The sequence below is a fragment of the Pseudarthrobacter quantipunctorum genome (genome assembly GCF_045291495.1).
In the GTDB taxonomy this organism is placed as follows: domain Bacteria; phylum Actinomycetota; class Actinomycetes; order Actinomycetales; family Micrococcaceae; genus Arthrobacter; species Arthrobacter quantipunctorum.
Map to the genome: position 1 here is coordinate 674,235 of NZ_CP148033.1, position 18,218 is coordinate 692,452.

The window sequence follows — 18,218 nt, forward strand, 5'->3', positions numbered from 1 at the left end:
CGTGAACAGCCCCTTTGCCGAAGCCATCCTGAACGGCTCGCTCCTGCTTGCCATCCCGGTGGCCCTGCTGGCCGGACTGGTTTCCTTCCTCTCTCCATGCGTGCTGCCCCTGGTCCCCGGATACCTGGGCTACGTCACGGGACTCAGCGGCGTGGACCTGCAGAAGCAGAAGCGCGGCCGGATGCTGGTGGGAATCGGGCTGTTCGTCCTCGGTTTTTCCGTCATTTTCGTCCTCCTGGGCGGCGCTTTCGGCCAGTTGGGGACCCTCATCACGGGTTCCCAGAACGCCTGGATCACCCAGGTCCTGGGCATCCTGGTGATCGTGATGGGCGTGGTCTTCATGGGCGGCTTCAGCTGGCTGCAGCGCGACGCCAAAATCTCGGCCAGGCCGCCGGCCGGGCTCTGGGGAGCGCCGCTGCTGGGCCTGACTTTCGGGCTGGGCTGGGCCCCGTGCATTGGCCCCACCTACTCGGCCGTGCAGCTGCTGAGCCTTTCCGGGGGATCCTCCGCTGCCAAGGGCGCCTTCCTGGCCTTCGTCTACAGCCTGGGCCTGGGCATACCCTTCCTGCTGATCGCACTGGCGGTCCGCCGCGGGATGGGCGTGATGGCGTTCTTCCGCAAGCACCGGCTGGCCATCCAGCGCACCGGCGGGGGCATCCTGGTGGTGCTGGGCCTGCTGATGGCCAGCGGCGTCTGGGGCACCTGGGTGACCGAGCTGCAGTACTGGTTCCAAACCGATGTGAAGTTGCCGATCTGATGAGCGAGCGCGTGAACGTAGAGAAAAAATCCTCCAACCCGGCCGCCGGCAAGGTGTCAGAGGCCAAGGCCGACGCCGCGCTGCCCGCCCTGGGTCCCAAGGAGATGCTGCGCTGGGCCTGGACCCAGCTGACCAGCATGCGCACGGCGCTCTTCCTGCTGCTGCTCCTGGCTGTTGCCGCCGTTCCCGGCTCGCTGTTCCCGCAGCGTCCGGCAAACCCGTCGGTGGTTACGCAGTACATCAAGGACAACCCGGACTACGGCAAGCTGCTGGACACCCTGCAGCTGTACGACGTCTACTCTTCGGCCTGGTTCTCCGCCATCTACCTGCTGCTGTTCATCTCCCTGATTGGCTGCGTGGTACCCCGCGCCATCGCCCACTACAAGGCGATGCGGTCCCAGCCGCCGCGCACCCCCAAACGCCTCTCCCGCCTTCCCGAGTACGGCACACTGGTCATTCCCGCCGGTGCCGGGATCCCGGCGTCGGACGCCATCCACAACGCCGCCGGGCTGCTGAAGAAGCGCGGCTACCGCGTCGAGGTCAGGGACGACGACGGCGCGCGGCCGTCTTTGGGTGCCGAGCGCGGCTTCCTCAAGGAAGTGGGCAACCTCGTCTTCCACACGTCCCTCATTGGCGTGCTGGTGTCCGTGGCCATCGGCGGCCTGTTCGGCTACAGCGGCCAGCGGATCCTGGTGGAGGGCGACACCTTCGTGAACACCCTGGTGGGCTATGACCAGTTCACCCCCGGCACCAATTTCCAGTCCAGCCAGCTGCAGCCCTATTCCATCCAGCTGGACAAGTTCGACATCACGTTCGACCGCGAGTCCGAGGGCAAGTTTGGCCAGCCCATCGACTTCTCCGCCGCAGTGACCACCAAGGAAAACCCGGACGCCCCGGCGCAGCAGGAAACCCTCAAGGTCAACGACCCCGTCACCCTGGGCGGCACCAGCATCTACCTCACCGGCAACGGCTACGCCCCCGTGGTGACCATCCGGGACGGCGCAGGCAACGTGGCCATGCAGGGTCCCGTGGTGGCCAAGCTGCAGGGGGACAACTACTACTCCTCGGTGGTGATCAAGGTCCCGGACGCCGCGCCCGACCAGCTGGGTTTCGCCGGGTTCTTCCTGCCCACAGCGTTCGTCAGCGATGAAGGGGTCTCCTTCAGCGGGGACCCGGAACTCTTCAATCCGCAGCTGACGCTTAACTCGTACTACGGGGACCTGGGCCTGGATGACGGAGCGCCGCAGAACGTCTTCGAACTGGACGTCAAGGACCTGACCCCGCTGAACGCCCGCAACCTGGACGCCGGCGGCATCACCCTTTCTCCCGGGACCAGCTATACCCTCCCTGACGGGAAGGGCACCATCAGCTTCGACGGCGTCAAGCGGTACATCGGCGTGGACATCCACCACAATCCCGGCCAGCTCTATGCCCTGATCTTCGCGCTGCTGGCCGTGGCCGGCCTGGTCCTGTCGCTTTACGTCAACCGCCGCCGCGTGTGGGTCCGTACCGGCACCCACGAGGACGGCCGCACCATGGTCGAGTACGGGCTCCTGGCCCGCGGCGAGGACCACCGGCTCGCCGGCGAAGCTGCAGCCCTCCGCAAGCTGCTGACCGAAGAGTGGCAGCTGGATCCTGGCCAGGGCCCGCCCCGGACCTCACAGGAAACTCCCGGCAGCCCGGGGGACAATAGCACCGGAACCGCCTCAACCACAGGCCCAGTCACCACCCCAGCCGGCCCCACCGGGCCCGAAAAGGACCAGTAATGCCGTACGGAATCAACGAAACCATGGGCCAGTACAGCGAGCTCTTTATGCTGCTGGCGGCCGGCACGTACACCGTCGCCTTCATCGCTTTCGCCTGGGACCTGGCCAAGAGCAGCAGGGCGCTCCGCGCTATCGACCTCAAAGCGGCCCAGGCTTCCGAAGCAGGCCAGGCCCACGGCGGGGCCAAGATTCCGGTGGCAGCCGGGATGGGGGAACGCGCTGCGTCAGCTGAAGGCTCCCGTGCCGACGCCGGGACGCACCTCGGCGGGCCGGCCGGCAGGGCCGAGCGGCCGTCGTCGTCCACCACCAAGGCCCCAAGCGCGGGTGCCGGGGGAGCCATCACCGCCGACGCCGACATGCGCTATGCCGCGGAACGCCGCGCGCCCGCACGCGTGGCAGTGGCCCTGACCATCCTCGGCGCCCTGATCCACGCCGCCGGCGTGGTGACCCGTGCGCTGGGTGCCGGCCGGGTGCCCTGGGGCAACATGTACGAGTTCCTCACCACCGGCGCGTTCGTGGCGGTGGCGGTGTTCCTGCTGGTGCTGGTCCGCCGCGACCTCCGCTTCCTGGGTACGTTCGTGGTGGGCCTGGCCATCATCATGCTGGTGGCCGCGTCCGTGGCCTACTGGACCCCCGTGGGGCACCTGGTTCCCGCCCTCCAGAGCTACTGGCTGATCATCCATGTGTCCATCGCCGTGCTGTCCTCCGCCCTCTTCACCCTGACCTTCGCGATGTCCGCCCTGCAGCTGGTCCAGTCCCACCGCCAGAAGACGGCGGCTGCCGGCGGTGCGGACAAGCTTGGCTTCATGCGCCTGGTGCCGTCCGCGCTGAGCCTGGAGAACCTGTCCTACCGCATCAACGCCATCGCCTTCATCGGCTGGACGTTCACCCTCATGTTCGGCGCCATCTGGGCAGAAAAGGCCTGGGGACGGTTCTGGGGCTGGGACACCAAAGAGGTGTGGACCTTCGTGATCTGGGTTGTCTACGCCGGATACCTCCACGCGCGCGCAACGCGTGGCTGGACCGGCACGCGGGCTGCCTGGCTTTCGATCGTGGGCTACCTCTGCGTGGTTTTCAACTTCACCATCGTGAACCAGTTCTTCAACGGGCTCCACTCGTATTCAGGCCTCTGAGCAGGGATTCTGGAAGGTCCCCGCGCGCCAGGGGGCATCTATAAAATCGATGTAGCAACAGGGCTGTTCCCGGTCAGCCGGTAATGCTACTTTGGTTTCGTGCGCCCGTGATGAAGTTTGCTGGCGGAACAACAGTTTTTCCTGAGGTACCCATGAGCTACGTTCTCGCCGTTGATGTGGGAACCAGCTTCACAGCTGCTGCCATAGCCCGTTTTGACCAGGGAGCTTCTTCTCCCGAGTGCCTGCCGCTGGGACTCCGTGGAACCTCGGTACCCTCTGTTCTTTTTTACCCCGACGACGGATCCGTCCTGGTGGGGGAGGCCGCTGAACGCCGCGGCCTGGATTCCCCCGGGCGGGTTGTGCGGGAATTCAAGCGCCGGGTGGGCGACGCCGTGCCGATCTCCGTGGGCACGCTGTCCCTCGCCGCCGAGGACGTGTTCGCAACCATGGCCCGCTGGGTGGCAGACCGGGCGGAGGAACGCCAGGGGGCGCCGCCGTCGGAAATCATCCTGACGTACCCCGCTGCCTGGGGCTTCCACCGCACGTCCCTCATCAAGGACGCCCTCGCCGCCAAGGGGCTTGGGAACGTCACCCTCCTGACCGAGCCGGAAGCCGCAGCCCTCCATTATGCGTCGCAGGTGCGCGTGGAGGACGGCAGCATCATCGCCGTCTACGACCTTGGCGGCGGAACCTTCGATACCGCTGTCCTCCGCAAAGAGGCCAGCAACCGGTTTGAACTATTGGGGAAACCGGAAGGCTTTGAACACATGGGCGGCGCCGATTTCGATGCCGCCCTTTTCCGCTATGTGGCCGACCATACGGACGGCGCCCTGGCCGCGCTGGACCCGGCCGGCCCTGGAGTGCTGGCCGCACTTTCCCGGCTGCGGCGGGAGTGCGTTGAAGCCAAAGAAGCGCTCTCCAGCGACAGCGAAGCCAACATCTCCGTACTCCTGCCCGGGATCCAGCAGCAGATACGCCTGGTCCGCCCCGAGTTCGAGTCCCTGATCGAAGACCCCGTCCGGGACACCGTGGATGCCCTGGAACAATCGCTGGGGCAGCTCGGCCTGGAGCCGGCGGACCTCACCGCCGTGCTGCTGATTGGCGGGTCCTCCCGGATCCCCCTTGTTGCCCAGTTGATCTCGGAACAGCTTGACCGTCCCATCGCGGTGGACGCAGACCCCAAGTCCTCCATCTGCATGGGCGCCGCCGTGTCCGCGGTGCTGGGACGGGCGGCTATTGCTGCTGCGGCGGAATCTTCAGCTGACGCTTCAGATGACGTTGTTCCCAGCCCGGCCCCGGAACGTGCGCAGGCGCCGCTGAGGCTGGCCAGCTGGTCCCGGAACCCCACTCCTGCCCCGGGTTCCCTGGCGGCAGCAGCCCTTAGCCAGGGCAAGGGGGACAAGGGCGGAGTACACGGGCCGAAACCGCGGGTGCGGCTTACTGCTGTGGCGGCCACCGCCGTCCTGTTGACCGTCCTTACTGCCACCGCAGCCCAGAGCCCGGCAGGATTCAACAGCCTGACCTCGGTGTTCGTCCCGCCGGCCGGGGCTTCCAACGACCGGCCCGCGGTCCCCGCCACCGGGTCCGCAGGAGGCGGCAACAGCGACGGCGGCAACAGTGACGGCGGCAACGGGGCCGGCGCCGCCGGAGATGTCCAGATCCCGGTGGCAGGCATCGAGCCGGGCATGCAGCGGGCCGCTGCCTCCCAGGCACCAGGCCCTTTGGCGGACGGGAAGGTGGCGTCCATCCGGGCCATCGAGAAGGGCGCCTCCGAAGGACCCTCCACCAGCGCTGCCGCGGCAGGCGACACCGGCAGCCCGGCGCCAGGGGATACGGCGACCACTGGGACGCCTACGGATACAGCCACGTCCACCGGCACGCCGGCCACTGGCGATACGACAACCACGTCCCCCACGGATTCCGGCGATCAGTCCGGCACAGCAAGCCCTTCCCCCACGGAATCTGGCAGCGAAACACCGACACCTTCTTCAACGGATTCCAGCACGCCGGAACCTACCCGCGACTCCAGCACGGCGGAGCCCACGCCAACGGACACGGCAGCCACACCGACGGAATCCGGCCGATGGCTTAAACCGGTGAAGGGTTCGAAGTCGCGGGATCTCACGGCTTCCCCTTCGCCGACGGTCCAGGTATCGGCGTCACCGACAGGCACCAGCGGGTTCACGTCCCCAGCTGAGGAGTCCCTGGGCTCCGGTTTGTCCGGCACGGAGACGGCTACCGACACAGCCACGGCCACCACGGCACCGGCGGCCTGACATGGTCAGCTACCAGCCCCACACGCAGAACACCGCGTTCCGCCATCCGGAGCCGAACCATCCGGGGCCGGCGCTGCAAGGCGCAGAACTCATGGCCAGCCAGCTCAACGGTGAGAACGCGGCAGTACGGGAACTGCTGCTGGCGTTGTCCGTGGGTTTTGCCCTCCCGGGACCGCTGCCTTCAGGCCTGCAGCGCAAGATCGATGGAAACGGGGAGGGCCTTGACGCCCTGGTACACCGGGCAGAGTCATCAGGCCTCTTGACTCCTGACGGTGCCGTGGTGGGACCGGCCCGGCACGCGCTGCTCTCGGTCGCCCCTACAACCAAGGTGCATGCGCTCCAGCGGGAGCTGGTGGGCGTCTACGCGGCCAACGGGCAGCCGCTGGGCGATCTTGCCCGGGAGTTGGCACGCACCGGACTTGCCGATCCGCGGGTGGCAACCGAGCTGGAGAATGCGGCGGACAAGGCGCTTGAACGCGATCCCGCACTGGCGTACCAGCTCTACGACGAGGCCCTGCTGGCTGGCGCCGGCGAGAAGGCCACAGCTGCCCGGCGGGCCCAGGCCGCGGCGGCCAACGGCGACCTTGATACGGCCACCCGCATCGTGGACACCCTGTTGGGGCAGGACGATCCGCCGGACGTCCGCCGGGCCGCGGACGTGGCGGCCGCGGTGTGGGCCCAGCGGGGCATGCTGGCCCACGGAGCTGAGGTCTACAGCTGGCTGGGACCCTCACGCGTTGGCCACTCCGCGCCCCTTGCCGCCGTCACCCTGATCGGCTGCGGGGACCGGTCCGGTGCGGAAAACATCTTCGGTGCCGACGCGCCGCCCGCGTCCCCCACGCTGCTTGCCGCCACCCTTGCCCACATCGGGAAAGGCATCCTCAAGTCCCTGGCGGGAGACCCGCACCAGGGACTCCAGATCCTGATCCACGCCTCTGACCTGCTCAATTCAGCAGGTACCGCGATTCCCCTGCCGGAGACTCCCGCGGCGCTGGCGGCACTAATGGCGCTGCACAGCGGAGAGCCAAGCCTGGCGGAAACAATCTGCCGGTCTGCGGCCGCCGCCGGCCAGGGAGGAGATACAGCCAAACCCCGCCTGTTCCTGCTGCAGGCATGGTCAGCGATGATGCAGGACAGGCTCGAGGACGCCCGGCTGGCGATCAATGAGGCGTCGAAGGCGAACCACTGGCCGCTGGTGCCGCGGGACGAGTTCCTCTGCTCGGCCCTGGAAGTGGGCCTTGCCCGGCGTAACGGGGATTTTCCCGAGCTCATCAAAGCCTGGGAACGGGCGCGCGAAGCGACGCTCCACACCGCCGTGGACCTGTACAGCCTCCTGCCCTGGGGCGAACTCATGATTGCCGCGGCCCGCCTTCGGGAGGGCCGCAGGGTTGCCCCGTACCTCAATGACGCATGGGACCTGCTGGAGCGCCTTGGCAATCCGCCGCTGTGGGCCGTGCCGCTGCACTGGGCAGCGGTCCAGGCCGCCCTGTTGAATGAAAGCCCCGCTGACCTGGCACCGCACGCAGCGGCGCTCGCGCGGGCAGCAGGGCAAAGCCACCTGGCGGCCGTGCTCGCGGCGGCCGGCAAAGCCTGGGTCACGGTCCTGGCCGAGAGGTTCCGTCCTGACGACGTCGAGGCGGCGGCAAGGGGACTGGGGCTGGTGGGCATGCCCTGGGAAGGGGCGCGGCTTGCCGGCCACGCCGCCGCCCGGGCGGACGAGCGCAAGGACATGGTGCGCCTGCTCTCCTGCGCCCGGGACCTCCACCCACAGGCCAATTCGGCGGGCCAGGGGACGACGGCGTCACCCGAGTCCCGCAATGCTCCCCCCACCGAGGCAGGTAATGGCATGCAACCAGACGGCGCAGGGCTGAGCGAGCGGGAAAAGGAAGTGGCCCGGCTGGTGCTTGACGGCAAGACCTACCGCGAAATTGGCGAAGCCATCTACATTTCCCCGCGCACCGCCGAGCACCACATTGCCCGGATGCGCCGCCGGCTCGGCGCGGAAAACCGGTCGGACCTCATGGCCAAGCTGCGCCTTGCGCTGGGCCCGGAAAGCCAGGCGCATGACCAGTCCCCCTAACACCCCTAACGGGAAAGTCTGCGGTTCCCCACTGGGGGCACCGCGGGTAAGGGGGACCGGCCCGATGCCGGTTCCCGGCAGGAACAATACCTTTGATCCAAGGCATCAGGACCAGCGCACCGAAAAGAACACGATCTGAGGACCAGCACATGACAGTCGCAAAGGAAGTGGTCCAGTTCCTGATGGGCATCTTCGGAGACCGCCAGGCGGCCCAAGGCTTCCTGGATGATCCCGAAGGCGTCCTGGAGAAGCACGGCCTTGCCGGTGTCAGCTCAGCGGATGTTGACGCCGCCATGCCGGTTGTCCTGGACTATGCCCCCCTTAGCGTCACGGCCTCCGCCGCCGACCGGGACTTCAATCCCGGCGTCGGTACTGGGCACGCCGGGGGCGGCTGGAGTTCGCTTCCCGCCGGCGGCGGCCACGACGACCACGGACAGGCGGTGGAGCAGCTGACCCACGTGGTGGCCAACTACTCCTACTCATCCACGCCGGATGACCGCGGCGCCCTCCCGGACCAATCCCCGGCCCTCAACATCTGGGCGGACGGCGACGTTGAGCAGTGGTTCGACAACGACTCGGTGCCGGAGTTCGGGGACCCCGCTATAAGTGCCGGAACCGGGATGGGTTTCGCTGACATCCGGATCGACGGCTTCTTCGACCTTGACGCGGACCGCGACACCGCGACCGTCAGCGCCGGCCAGGCCGCCCACCCGGCTACTTTCACCGGGGAACCCCTTTCCGAGGAGCACCAACCATACGTTGATATAGATGTTGATGCCGAGGCCGCTGCCACCGACGCCGGGCTTGAGTTCTCTGAGGACGGGGCGGCAACCATTGACATCGACAATGACATCGACAACGCTGGCGCTGGGGAGGCGGCAGACTCAATGGACTTTGGTGCCTAGCAGCCGGCCCCTCGTCCCGGAACGATCTTTGAGGCGTAGTGCAGAGGACAGGCTGTGGCAGAAGCAGGACCGGCAAACCCCGCAACTCCGGTGACGGCCGGCCGGCTGATCCAGCTTGTGGAGCATGGACTGGAGCTCATCGGCGCAGGAGACCGGGAGGACCTCCGGAAACGCCTGGACCTGGCATTGGGGCGGCTTAGGGATCCCAGTATCCGGGTCATCGTGGTGGGCGAATTCAAGCAGGGCAAAAGCAAATTCATTAATGCACTGGTGGGTGCGCCGGCCTGCCCTGTCGACGACGACGTCGCCACGTCGGTTCCCACGGTTGTCCGGTACGGGGATCCGGCTTCGGCCGCGATCCTGGTTCCCGCCTCCGGGGCGGACTCCGGCGATGCCGTCGACCGCCAACCGATCCCCGTCGCCGACCTCGCGGCTTACGTTTCCGAGCAGGGTAATCCCGGGAACAGCAAGAAACTCCTGGCTGCCGAGGTATGCCTGCCCCGCAGGATCCTGTCGGGCGGGCTCATTGTCATCGATTCACCCGGCGTCGGTGGCCTGGGATCGTCGCACACCCTGGCCACCCTCACGGCACTGCCCACCGCCGATGCGATGCTCCTGGTCTCGGACGCCTCCCAGGAATACACCGAACCGGAGCTGCGCTTCCTGCGGCAGGCCATGCGGATCACCCCGAACGTGGTGGGCGTCCTGACCAAGACCGACCTCTACCCGGAATGGCGGCGGGTGGAAGAGATGGACCGCTCCCATCTCGGCAAGGTAGCGGCGGATATTCCGCTGTTTCCCGTCTCCTCGGACCTCCGTCTCGAGGCAGCACGCCTGCAGGACAGCGAGCTGAATGAGGAATCCGGCTTCCCCGCCCTGATCGCCCACCTCCGCAGCGGAATAGTGGAAGGCGCACAGCGGCTCCAGGGGCGCTCTGTCAGCCAGGACCTGCTTGCCGTCACCGAGAACCTCAGCCTCTCCCTGCAATCGGAGCTTGAGGCACTCGAAAACCCGGACGGCACGCCCGCGATGGTTGCGGAGCTGGAGGCGGCCAGGGCGGAGGTCGACGACCTGCGGAAACGGTCTGCACGCTGGCAGGTTACCCTCAGCGACGGCATCAGCGACCTCATCGCCGATATGGAGTACGACCTCCGCAACCGGCTCCGCCACATCCAGCGGGAAGCTGAAGCCGCTATCGACCAGGAGGACCCGGGACCGGCCTGGACTGATTTTTCCAAGTGGCTGGAGGTATCCACCGCGTCCGCCATCTCGGACACCTTCGTCCTCACCAGTGAGCGGGCGCAGTGGCTGGCCGGGCAGGTGGCTGACCACTTCGCCGCGGACGAAATCCCGCTGCCGGTGATGCAGGTTGCCCATTCCGCCGACGTGCTGGATCCCGTGGACGCGATGCCGGGGATGGACGCCGGGCACGTCAACCCCGTGCAAAAGGTGCTGATCGGCATGCGTGGCTCCTACGGCGGGGTGCTGATGTTCGGACTCCTGACCGGCATCTTCGGTATGGCGCTGATCAACCCGTTCTCCGTGGGTGCCGGGTTCCTGCTGGGGCGCAAGGCCTACCGGGAGGACAAGGATGCCCGGCTTAAGCGCCGGCAGGGGGAGGCCAAGGCCCTCGTCCGGCGGCAGCTCGACGACGTTGCCTTCCAGGTGGGCAAGCAACTGAAGGACCGGCTGCGGCTGGTACAGCGTTCCATCCGCGACCACTTCACGGAGATCGCGGACGAACACCACCGCTCCCTGGCCGACTCTGTGTCCGCTGCGCAGAAGGCCGCAAATGCCTACGCCCTGGAAAAAGATGCCCGCATCAGGGACATCAAGGCCGAGCTCAAGAAGGTGGACGCACTCCACCGTGCCGCGCAGGCAGTTGCCGCCGAAGCATCCGGCGCCGGAACCATGATGCCTGCGGGCGGTCCGCGATGACTGGTTCCACGGTTGCCGGAGCTGCGGGCCTGGTCCAGGAGGCGCTGAAGGTCTACGGGGATGATCCAGCCGGTGCGGCGGCCCTCCAGGGGATTGCCCGGAGACTTGCGGAGCCACTCCGGGTAGCCATAGCGGGAATGGTCAAGGCCGGGAAGTCCACGCTCCTAAACGCGATCATCGGCGAGGAGATAGCACCCACTGACACGGGGGAGTGCACCCGGATCATCACCTGGTACCGGCACGGGCACACTCCACGCATCACCCTCCACCCCACCGGCGGCGAGCCCCGGACCCTGCCGCTCAAACGGGTGGACGGCCGCCTTGTATTCGTGCTGGGCGATGTGGACGCCGGGGGCGTGGACCGGCTGGAGGTGGAGTGGCCGTCACAGGCGCTGCGGACCATGACCCTGATCGATACCCCCGGCATCGCCTCGCTCTCCCTCGAAGTGTCTGCCCGCTCCACCGCCTTCCTCGCCCCGGCGGACACGGAGTCGGAAGCGGACGCCATCATCTACCTCATGCGCCACATGCACGCAACGGACGTGCGGTTCCTCGAATCCTTCAGGGACACGGAAGCCGGACGTTCGGGTACCGTCAACGCAATCGCGGTACTTTCAAGGGCTGATGAGGTGGGCGGCGGCCGCATCGATTCGCTGCTGTCCGCCGGAGAAATCGCGGACAGGTACCGCCATGACGCCAACCTGCGAAAACTCGCCCTGGGCGTCGTGCCGGTGGCAGGGCTCCTTGCCCAGAGCGCGCGGACCATGCGCCAGCAGGAATTCGCTGCCCTCCAGCTGCTGGCAGGCCTGGACCGCGGCGACCGCGAGAAGTCGCTGCTCTCAGCCGACAGGTTCGTCCGGTCCACCATCCCGGAAGGGCTGACGGCGGAGGCCAGGGCCTCGCTGCTGGCACGGTTTGGCCTGTTCGGGATCCGGCTGGCTGTGGTCCTGATCTCCAACGGATTCAACGAACCCACCCCACTGGCCCACGAGCTTGCCCGGCGCAGCGGCCTGGACCCGTTGCTGGACCTGCTGGGCCGCCAGTTCCAGGCCCGGGCCGGGGCGCTGAAGGCACGCACGGCATTAGTGGCGGTGGAGGCCCTGCTGCGCACCTCGCCCCGCCCGGGAACCGCGCACCTGGCTGCCGCCCTTGAGCGGCTGCAGGCCAACGCCCATGAGTTCCGCGAACTGCGCCTGCTGGCCGCCCTGCGTACCACGGGCGTGCCGCTCAGCCCTGAACTCGCGGCGGAAGCAGAGGGGCTGATCGGCGGCCGGGGCGCCGCGCCGCACGTGAGGCTGGGGCTGGACGCGGATACGGCGCCCGGGGACATGGCTGATGAGGCCCGCCGCTACCTGCTGCGCTGGCGCGCGGTGGCGGAGAGCCCGCTGACGGACGGGCCGGCACTGGACGCCTGCCGGGTTGTGGTCCGCAGCTGCGAGGGCGTGCTGGCAGAAGCGTTCTCGCGCCAGCGCCAAACGGCCTGAGCACCATCCGGGGGAGTGCCCTTCCGGGGTGGGACTATTTCAATCCGTCGTTGTCGTGTTCGTCGGTCTCGTGCTTGTCTTTCCCGCCGTCGCCGTCCTTTGCCTTGGCATCCAGCTCATCCTTGAGCTTCTTGAGGCGGGCGGCTTCCGCCTCCTGGCGGCGGCGGACCTCCAGGTTGCGGAGGAAGTCCGGATCATCGTCCGGGGCGGTGGGGTGGCGGTAGTCCTGCCGCTGCGGGGGAGTACCGCGCGGCCGGCCGATCAGGAGCCAGAGGATGGCGCCCAGTACCGGCAGGACGATCATGACCACGATCCAGGCGGGTTTGGAAATTCCGCGGGTGAGGCGCCCGTCGGTTCGGATCACGTCGACGAGGCCATACACGAAGATGGCGAGGATTGCGACGGCCAAAGCCACACGGAGGAGCATGCCATTAAGTCTATCGTCAGGAGGCGCAGGGGCCGCGGGCGGGAGGCGGCTAAACTTGAATAGTGGCCTTTTTGAAATATTCCCTGATCCGCCTGGCTCTCTTCGCGCCCCTGTTCGTGCTCTTTAGTTTCCTGGGGCTGGGTGCCCTCATGTCCGTTATCTGCGCGGCCCTGATCGCCTTCGCCGTGAGCTACCTGTTTTTCCAGAAGCAGCGGGACGAAGCCGCGGCGGCCCTGCAGCACCGTTTCTCCGGCAAAGCCAAGCCGTTGCGCTCCGCCGGCGAAGTCCAGGACGCACACGCCGAGGATGCCCTGCTGGACGCCAACCCCGGCGTCACCATCAATAATGACGCGAAGGGCCGCGAGCGCCAGTAATCCTGCCCGCCCCGGGGCGGGTTGGCTAGAAACCGCGGCTGAGCACCAGTCCCAGTGAAAACAGCAGGCTGTAGCCGAGGTTGATCAGGCCGGTCTGCTTGAGGACCGGGATGAGGCTCTTGCGCTTGCGTCCGTTGATCATCAGCCATGCGGGCATCAGGCAGGCCGGAATCAGCAGCAGCACAATCAGCATCCACGGCCGGCCGGGAGCCAGGATCACGACCAGCAGGATGGCCACGGCCAGCATCAGGACATAGCTTTCGCGGGCGTGCTTGTCGCCCAGCCGGACCGCCAGGGTCTTCTTGCCGGCCTGCATGTCGGTGGGAATGTCCCGGACGTTGTTGGCCATGAGCAGGGCGGTGGCGATCAGCCCGGTGCCGATCGCGCCAATGATGGCGGGCAGGTTGATCTGTCCGGCCTGGGTGTACGTGGTGCCCAGGGTGGCCACCAGCCCGAAGAACACAAAGACGAACACGTCGCCCAGGCCCATGTAGCCGTAGGGGTTCTTGCCCCCGGTGTAGCCCCAGGCGGCCATGACGCAGCCCAGCCCCACCAGGATCAGCCACCAGCTCTGGGTGATCACCACCAGCACCAGGCCAAACACCATGGCGGCCGCGAACGCGCCGAACGCCGCCCGCTTTACGTGTTCAGGACTGGCCGCCCCGGATCCCACCAGGCGCAGCGGGCCCACGCGGTCATCATCGGTCCCCCTGATGCCGTCCGAGTAGTCGTTGGCAAAGTTCACCCCCACCTGGAGCAGGAGGGCCACCAGCGCCGCGAGGATGGCGTTGAACAGGAGGAACGAACCCATCTCGTAGGCTGCGGCGGAGCCGATCAGCACCGGCGCGATCGCGGCGGGCAGCGTCCGGAGCCGGGCGCCTTGGATCCATTGTGCGGCTGTAGCCACGTTAAGTACCTCGCGTGTGTTGGGGGCGGCAGGAGGGGAGTCCGGCCGGGTGGTGCAGGTCTACTTTACTTTCCCTGGTGCCGGGCTTTGAGCTCGGCGGTCATGGCCAGGCGGTCCGGTTTGCCGTTGGGCAGCATCAGCAGTTCGGAGGCCGCGAGGACGGTTTTGGGTGCAAGGGCCCCCAGCGTCCGGTGCCATTGCCGTTCAAGGACGACGGCGGTGTCCCCGGCTTCCGCGCCTGGGGCCGGGTCCGGAGCGGGGTCCGCCAACGCAACGTAGGCCGCCACGGCCTGCCCCCACTCGGTGGAAGGTACCCCGGCCACGAAAGCCGCTGCAACGGCGTCGGACTTCTCCAGCTCTTCCTGGACGTGCGCGGCGGAAACCTTCACGCCGCCGGTGATGATCACGTCGTCCGCCCTGCCCAGCACGGTCAGCCGGCCGTCGTCGTCAATGCTGCCGAGGTCGCTGGTGCGGTACCAGCGCACGCCGTCCTCCTCGAAGAACGTGTCAGTGCTCTCCGGCGACTCAAGGTAGCCGGCGGCGATGGTGTCCCCGCCCAGCAGGATCCTGCCGTCCTCCTCCACCCGGACCGAGACGCCCTCCAGCGGAAAACCGTCGTAGACGCAGCCGCCGCAGGATTCGGCGGAACCGTAGGTGGTGATCACCCGGACTCCGGCCTCGCGCGCAGCCGTGAGCAGGGATGCGGGGGCGGGGGCGCCGCCCAGCAGGACGGCGTTGAAGCGGCGGAGCACGGCCAGGGTCTCCGGTGACGGTGCGTCAAGGAGCCGCTGAAGCTGAGTCGGGACCAGGGACGTGAAGCGGATCTTGTCCGTCAGTTCCTGGGCCGCGGCGGTGAAGGCCTCGGGCGTAAAGCCGTGGGACATGTCCATGACCCACGGGCGGGTGCCCGCGAACAGGGAGCGGACCAGGACCTGGATGCCCGCAACGTACTGCACAGGCAGCGCAAGGAGCCACTGGCCTTCGCCCTTAAGCGCCAGCGCCGTGGCCATCGAGGACGCGGCGAGCGACTCCACGGTCAGCACGGTGGCCTTGGGGGTGCCGGTGGAGCCGGACGTGCGGACCACGGCCACGGCGTCGTCGCAGCCCGGGGTTTCCAGGTGCCCCACAACGAGGGCGCCGTCGTCGCCGATGGAGAGTTCGACGGCGGGACCCTCGCCATGGAGGGCGGCCGCCAGGGCCGTCAGTGCCGGCTCGATGTTGATGGGGCCGGAGGCCTTCGCTGGAGTATTCATGTTCAGCTCCTTCCTAGAAATAGTGCGGGAAGGTGGACCAGTCGGGTTCGCGTTTTTGCAGGAAGGCTTCTTTGCCTTCCACCGCCTCGTCCGTCATGTATGCCAGCCGCGTGGCCTCGCCCGCAAACACCTGCTGCCCGGCAAGGCCGTCATCCGCGAGGTTGAAGGCGAACTTGAGCATCCGGATGGCCTGGGGCGACTGGCGGGCGATGTCCGCCGCGTACTCCAGGGCAACCTCCTCGAGGCGGTCATGGTCCACGGCCTCGTTGACGGCACCCATCCGAACCATGTCCTCAGCGGAATATTCGCGCGCGAGGAAGAAGATCTCGCGCGCTGCCTTCTGCCCGATCTGGCGGGCCAGCAGGGCCGAGCCGTAGCCGGCGTCGAAGCTCCCCACTGTGGCGTCGGTCTGCTTGAACTTGCCGTGCTGGCGGGAGGCGATGGTGAGGTCCGCCACCACGTGCAGGGAGTGCCCGCCGCCGGCTGCCCAGCCGTTGACGACGGCGATGACCACCTTGGGCATGGTCCGCATGAGCCGCTGGACCTCCAGGATGTGGAGCCTGCCGGCGCGGGCAGGATCGATGGTTTCCTGAGTCTCGCCGTCAGCATAGCGATAACCGTCCCTGCCCCTGATCCGCTGGTCTCCCCCCGAGCAGAACGAATGCCCGCCGTCCTTGGCGGAGGGGCCGTTGCCGGTGAGCAGCACGGTGGCGACGTCCGGGGACATCCGGGCGTGGTCCATGGCCCGGTACAGCTCGTCCACGGTGCCTGGCCGGAACGCGTTGCGCACCTCGGGCCGGTTGAACGCTATCCGGACCGTGGGCAGGTCACGCAGCCATTCGCCGTCGGAATCCCGCTCCACCTGCCGGTGGTAGGTCATGTCCTGGAAGTCCTCGAAGCCGGACACGGTGCGCCAGCGGGAGGGGTCGAAGACGTCGGACACCTGGGCGGGAATCTGTTTGCTCACCGTCCAAGTCTAGTAATCGGCCTCAGCTGATGCAGAACTCGTTGCCCTCGGGGTCCGCCATGGTGTGCCAGGAGTGCGGGCCCTGGCTGGCCGTCCACAGGAACGTGGCGCCCCGGCCCTCGAGTTCCCGGCGGACCTCGTCCTTGTCCCGGCCTGCCAGGTTGACGTCCCAGTGCACGCGGTTCTTCACCGTCTTGGTTTCGGGCGCCGTCTGGAAGAGGAGGCGGCGTGCCGGCGCCTTGGACTCCAGCTCCTCGGTGGGGCGGATTGCGCAGCCTTCGCGCCACACCAGGTTGCCCCGGTGGGTCATGGTTTGGTCCTCCGTGGCGAAGCCCTGCTCAATCATGGAGCGGATGAAGGCGGCGTCCTGCGGTTCCACGGACCACCCGAGGGTTTCAGCCCACCAGTCGGCTAGCTCATGCGGCCCGGTGCAGTCGATGACTATCTGGATGTTCAGTCCCATCCCACCAAGGTACGGTGGCACGTGCTGCCGGGGAAGGTCCTGAAGAGGATTATATAACGATAGAAAGTTCTCTTGACACATTGTCATGACATACGTCACAGTTGGGCGGAAAGGCTTTTCCCTCCAGGTTGTTCACCGGCGGGCAGCGCCACCACATTCATCCAGGGCCGCGAATGCAGGGCCTGGAGCCCAGCGAGAGACAGGACAGACCATTGTCAGAGAAGACAAGAATCTCCAGCATCAGCCGCCGCCAGTTCGGGCTCACGGCGTTCGGCCTCTCGGCCCTGGCAGCGGGGCTTACGGCCTGCGGCAGCAGCGGCGGAGGCGGGTCCGAGGGTGGCGCCAAGACCCTGCAGCTGGTCCTCTCCGGGGATACGAACCAGGGCGGCGCCTTTGCCGCTGCCGCCGAGAAGTACAAGGAAATAACCGGCATCACCATTGAGGTGGTGGATGTGCCCACGGCGGACATCGTCACCAAGCTCAAGAACGCCGCGACGGCCAACGACCTCCCGGCCCTGGCCCGCGTTACCAGCATCGATCCGCTCTGGGTCAACCAGCTCCAGGACCTCTCGGACATCGCCGCGTCCCGGGGGATCGACCAGAATTTCCTCGAGAAATCCCCGGACGGCATCATCCCCGCCATTCCCTCCGACCTCACGGCCGTTGGCCTGTTCGTCAACAAGAGCCTGTTCGACAAAGCCGGCGTCAGCTACCCCACCGACCTTGAGCAGGCGTGGACCTGGGACGAGTTCGTGGCCGCGGTCAATGAGGTCCGCGAGAAAGCCGGCGCCAAGTACGGGTTTGTGATGGACCGTTCCGGCCACCGCCTGCGCGCCATGATGTACGAGTTCGGCAGCACCGCCTTCGCCAAGGAAGGCGACAAGTACGCTGCCGACGACGAGGCCGTGGAAACCCTCGAGTACTTCCAGAAGATCAACGATGACCAGACCATGCCCAAGTCGGTCTGGCTCAGCGGCGAGGACGGCAACGCGATGTTCAAGAGCGGCCAGGTTGCCGCGTACTACTCCGGCAGCTGGCAGGTGGCGGACTTCAACAAGAACATCAAGGACTTCGAGTGGCTCTCCGTGCCGCTGCCCAAGAAGGAGGTCAGCGCCACCAACCTCGGCGGCGGCTTCATGGTCGCGTTCAAGGACACCGGCGCCGATGAGGAGGCCAGGAAGTTCATCGACTGGTTCTACGAGGACGCAAACTACACCGAGTTCGCCAAGCTGGGCGGCTACCTGCCGGTCAAGGACCTGCAGGTGGAGTATCCGTTCCAGCAGGCCTCCTTCGAGCTGTACCAGAAGCAGATTGCCGGCAATGAGGCCAAGGGGGACAACGCCATCAAACGCGTGGTGGCCGAGGCCTACGCGGAAACCCCGTTCTCCGGCGACCCCCTGCGCGAAGAGACCGTCAAGATGCTCTCCGGCAGCCAGGATGCCAGGACCACGGTGGACAACATCGTGAAGCTCTACAACGGGGCCTGAT

At 67.1% G+C, this 18,218-nt stretch carries 15 protein-coding genes; 10 read left to right on the forward strand and 5 right to left on the reverse strand.

Annotation, left to right across the window (positions count from 1 at the left end):
• Nucleotide 1: 1 nt before the first annotated feature.
• The 8 genes from WHH00_RS03070 (at nucleotide 2) to WHH00_RS03105 (ending at nucleotide 12,339) form a co-directional block, all read left to right on the forward strand.
• A complete protein-coding gene (locus WHH00_RS03070; protein WP_406636424.1) occupies nucleotides 2-757 on the forward strand; it encodes a cytochrome c biogenesis CcdA family protein in 756 nt (251 codons plus the stop codon).
• Nucleotides 757-2,523 (forward strand): cytochrome c biogenesis protein ResB, encoded by a 1,767-nt coding sequence (locus tag WHH00_RS03075; RefSeq protein WP_406636426.1) that lies wholly within the window; start codon nucleotides 757-759, stop codon nucleotides 2,521-2,523. The genes WHH00_RS03070 and WHH00_RS03075 overlap by 1 nt, the downstream gene beginning before the upstream one ends.
• Complete coding sequence (ccsB, locus tag WHH00_RS03080; RefSeq protein WP_406636428.1) at nucleotides 2,523-3,656, forward strand: c-type cytochrome biogenesis protein CcsB; 1,134 nt, start codon at nucleotides 2,523-2,525, stop codon at nucleotides 3,654-3,656. Before WHH00_RS03075 ends, ccsB begins: the two co-directional genes overlap by 1 nt.
• Before the next feature lie 152 nt (nucleotides 3,657-3,808).
• Nucleotides 3,809-5,932: an Hsp70 family protein gene (locus WHH00_RS03085; RefSeq protein ID WP_406636430.1), complete on the forward strand. Its 2,124-nt coding sequence runs from the start codon at nucleotides 3,809-3,811 to the stop codon at nucleotides 5,930-5,932.
• Between the two features lies 1 nt (nucleotide 5,933).
• Nucleotides 5,934-8,012, forward strand: coding sequence for a LuxR C-terminal-related transcriptional regulator (locus WHH00_RS03090; RefSeq protein ID WP_406636432.1), 2,079 nt, complete (start codon nucleotides 5,934-5,936; stop codon nucleotides 8,010-8,012).
• A 149-nt stretch (nucleotides 8,013-8,161) separates the two neighbouring features.
• Nucleotides 8,162-8,917, forward strand: a complete 756-nt coding sequence (locus WHH00_RS03095; protein WP_406636434.1) for an IniB N-terminal domain-containing protein — start codon at nucleotides 8,162-8,164, stop codon at nucleotides 8,915-8,917.
• Between the two features lie 54 nt (nucleotides 8,918-8,971).
• Nucleotides 8,972-10,855 carry a dynamin family protein gene (locus WHH00_RS03100; RefSeq protein ID WP_406636436.1) on the forward strand — a complete coding sequence of 628 codons (1,884 nt, stop codon included), beginning with the start codon at nucleotides 8,972-8,974 and terminating at the stop codon, nucleotides 10,853-10,855.
• Nucleotides 10,852-12,339: a dynamin family protein gene (locus WHH00_RS03105; protein ID WP_406636438.1), complete on the forward strand. Its 1,488-nt coding sequence runs from the start codon at nucleotides 10,852-10,854 to the stop codon at nucleotides 12,337-12,339. The genes WHH00_RS03100 and WHH00_RS03105 overlap by 4 nt, the downstream gene beginning before the upstream one ends.
• A gap of 34 nt (nucleotides 12,340-12,373) precedes the next feature.
• Here the strand turns inward: WHH00_RS03105 and WHH00_RS03110 are convergent, their stop codons facing one another.
• The gene (locus WHH00_RS03110) at nucleotides 12,374-12,766 is read right to left on the reverse strand and encodes a PLD nuclease N-terminal domain-containing protein (RefSeq protein WP_350002830.1); all 393 of its coding nucleotides are present in this window, start codon (nucleotides 12,764-12,766) and stop codon (nucleotides 12,374-12,376) included.
• Nucleotides 12,767-12,828: 62 nt separating this feature from the next.
• Between WHH00_RS03110 and WHH00_RS03115 the strand changes: the two genes are divergently transcribed.
• Nucleotides 12,829-13,140, forward strand: coding sequence for a DUF4229 domain-containing protein (locus WHH00_RS03115; RefSeq protein WP_231453910.1), 312 nt, complete (start codon nucleotides 12,829-12,831; stop codon nucleotides 13,138-13,140).
• A 25-nt stretch (nucleotides 13,141-13,165) separates the two neighbouring features.
• On the opposite strand, the gene WHH00_RS03120 is transcribed toward WHH00_RS03115, so the two are convergent.
• The 4 genes from WHH00_RS03120 to WHH00_RS03135 all read right to left on the reverse strand — a co-directional run bounded on the left by WHH00_RS03120 (nucleotide 13,166) and on the right by WHH00_RS03135 (nucleotide 16,730).
• Complete coding sequence (locus WHH00_RS03120) at nucleotides 13,166-14,047, reverse strand: 1,4-dihydroxy-2-naphthoate polyprenyltransferase (protein ID WP_231453909.1); 882 nt, start codon at nucleotides 14,045-14,047, stop codon at nucleotides 13,166-13,168.
• Between the two features lie 65 nt (nucleotides 14,048-14,112).
• Nucleotides 14,113-15,300, reverse strand: coding sequence for an AMP-binding protein (locus WHH00_RS03125; RefSeq protein WP_406636441.1), 1,188 nt, complete (start codon nucleotides 15,298-15,300; stop codon nucleotides 14,113-14,115).
• A 13-nt stretch (nucleotides 15,301-15,313) separates the two neighbouring features.
• The gene (locus WHH00_RS03130) at nucleotides 15,314-16,267 is read right to left on the reverse strand and encodes a 1,4-dihydroxy-2-naphthoyl-CoA synthase (RefSeq protein WP_406636443.1); all 954 of its coding nucleotides are present in this window, start codon (nucleotides 16,265-16,267) and stop codon (nucleotides 15,314-15,316) included.
• A 22-nt stretch (nucleotides 16,268-16,289) separates the two neighbouring features.
• On the reverse strand, nucleotides 16,290-16,730 hold the full coding sequence (locus WHH00_RS03135) for a VOC family protein (protein WP_406636445.1): 441 nt from the start codon (nucleotides 16,728-16,730) through the stop codon (nucleotides 16,290-16,292).
• A gap of 212 nt (nucleotides 16,731-16,942) precedes the next feature.
• Between WHH00_RS03135 and WHH00_RS03140 the strand changes: the two genes are divergently transcribed.
• Nucleotides 16,943-18,217: a sugar ABC transporter substrate-binding protein gene (locus tag WHH00_RS03140; RefSeq protein WP_350002822.1), complete on the forward strand. Its 1,275-nt coding sequence runs from the start codon at nucleotides 16,943-16,945 to the stop codon at nucleotides 18,215-18,217.
• The last annotated feature ends 1 nt before the right edge of the window (nucleotide 18,218 follow it).

Coding starts and splice junctions, on each gene's coding strand:
- WHH00_RS03075 (WP_406636426.1), top strand. CDS start 757: ATGAGCGAGCGCGTGAACGTAGAGAAAAAATCCTCCAACCCGGCCGCC.
- ccsB (WP_406636428.1), top strand. CDS start 2,523: ATGCCGTACGGAATCAACGAAACCATGGGCCAGTACAGCGAGCTCTTT.
- WHH00_RS03085 (WP_406636430.1), top strand. CDS start 3,809: ATGAGCTACGTTCTCGCCGTTGATGTGGGAACCAGCTTCACAGCTGCT.
- WHH00_RS03090 (WP_406636432.1), top strand. CDS start 5,934: ATGGTCAGCTACCAGCCCCACACGCAGAACACCGCGTTCCGCCATCCG.
- WHH00_RS03095 (WP_406636434.1), top strand. CDS start 8,162: ATGACAGTCGCAAAGGAAGTGGTCCAGTTCCTGATGGGCATCTTCGGA.
- WHH00_RS03105 (WP_406636438.1), top strand. CDS start 10,852: ATGACTGGTTCCACGGTTGCCGGAGCTGCGGGCCTGGTCCAGGAGGCG.
- WHH00_RS03110 (WP_350002830.1), bottom strand. CDS start 12,766: ATGCTCCTCCGTGTGGCTTTGGCCGTCGCAATCCTCGCCATCTTCGTG.
- WHH00_RS03125 (WP_406636441.1), bottom strand. CDS start 15,300: ATGAATACTCCAGCGAAGGCCTCCGGCCCCATCAACATCGAGCCGGCA.
- WHH00_RS03135 (WP_406636445.1), bottom strand. CDS start 16,730: ATGGGACTGAACATCCAGATAGTCATCGACTGCACCGGGCCGCATGAG.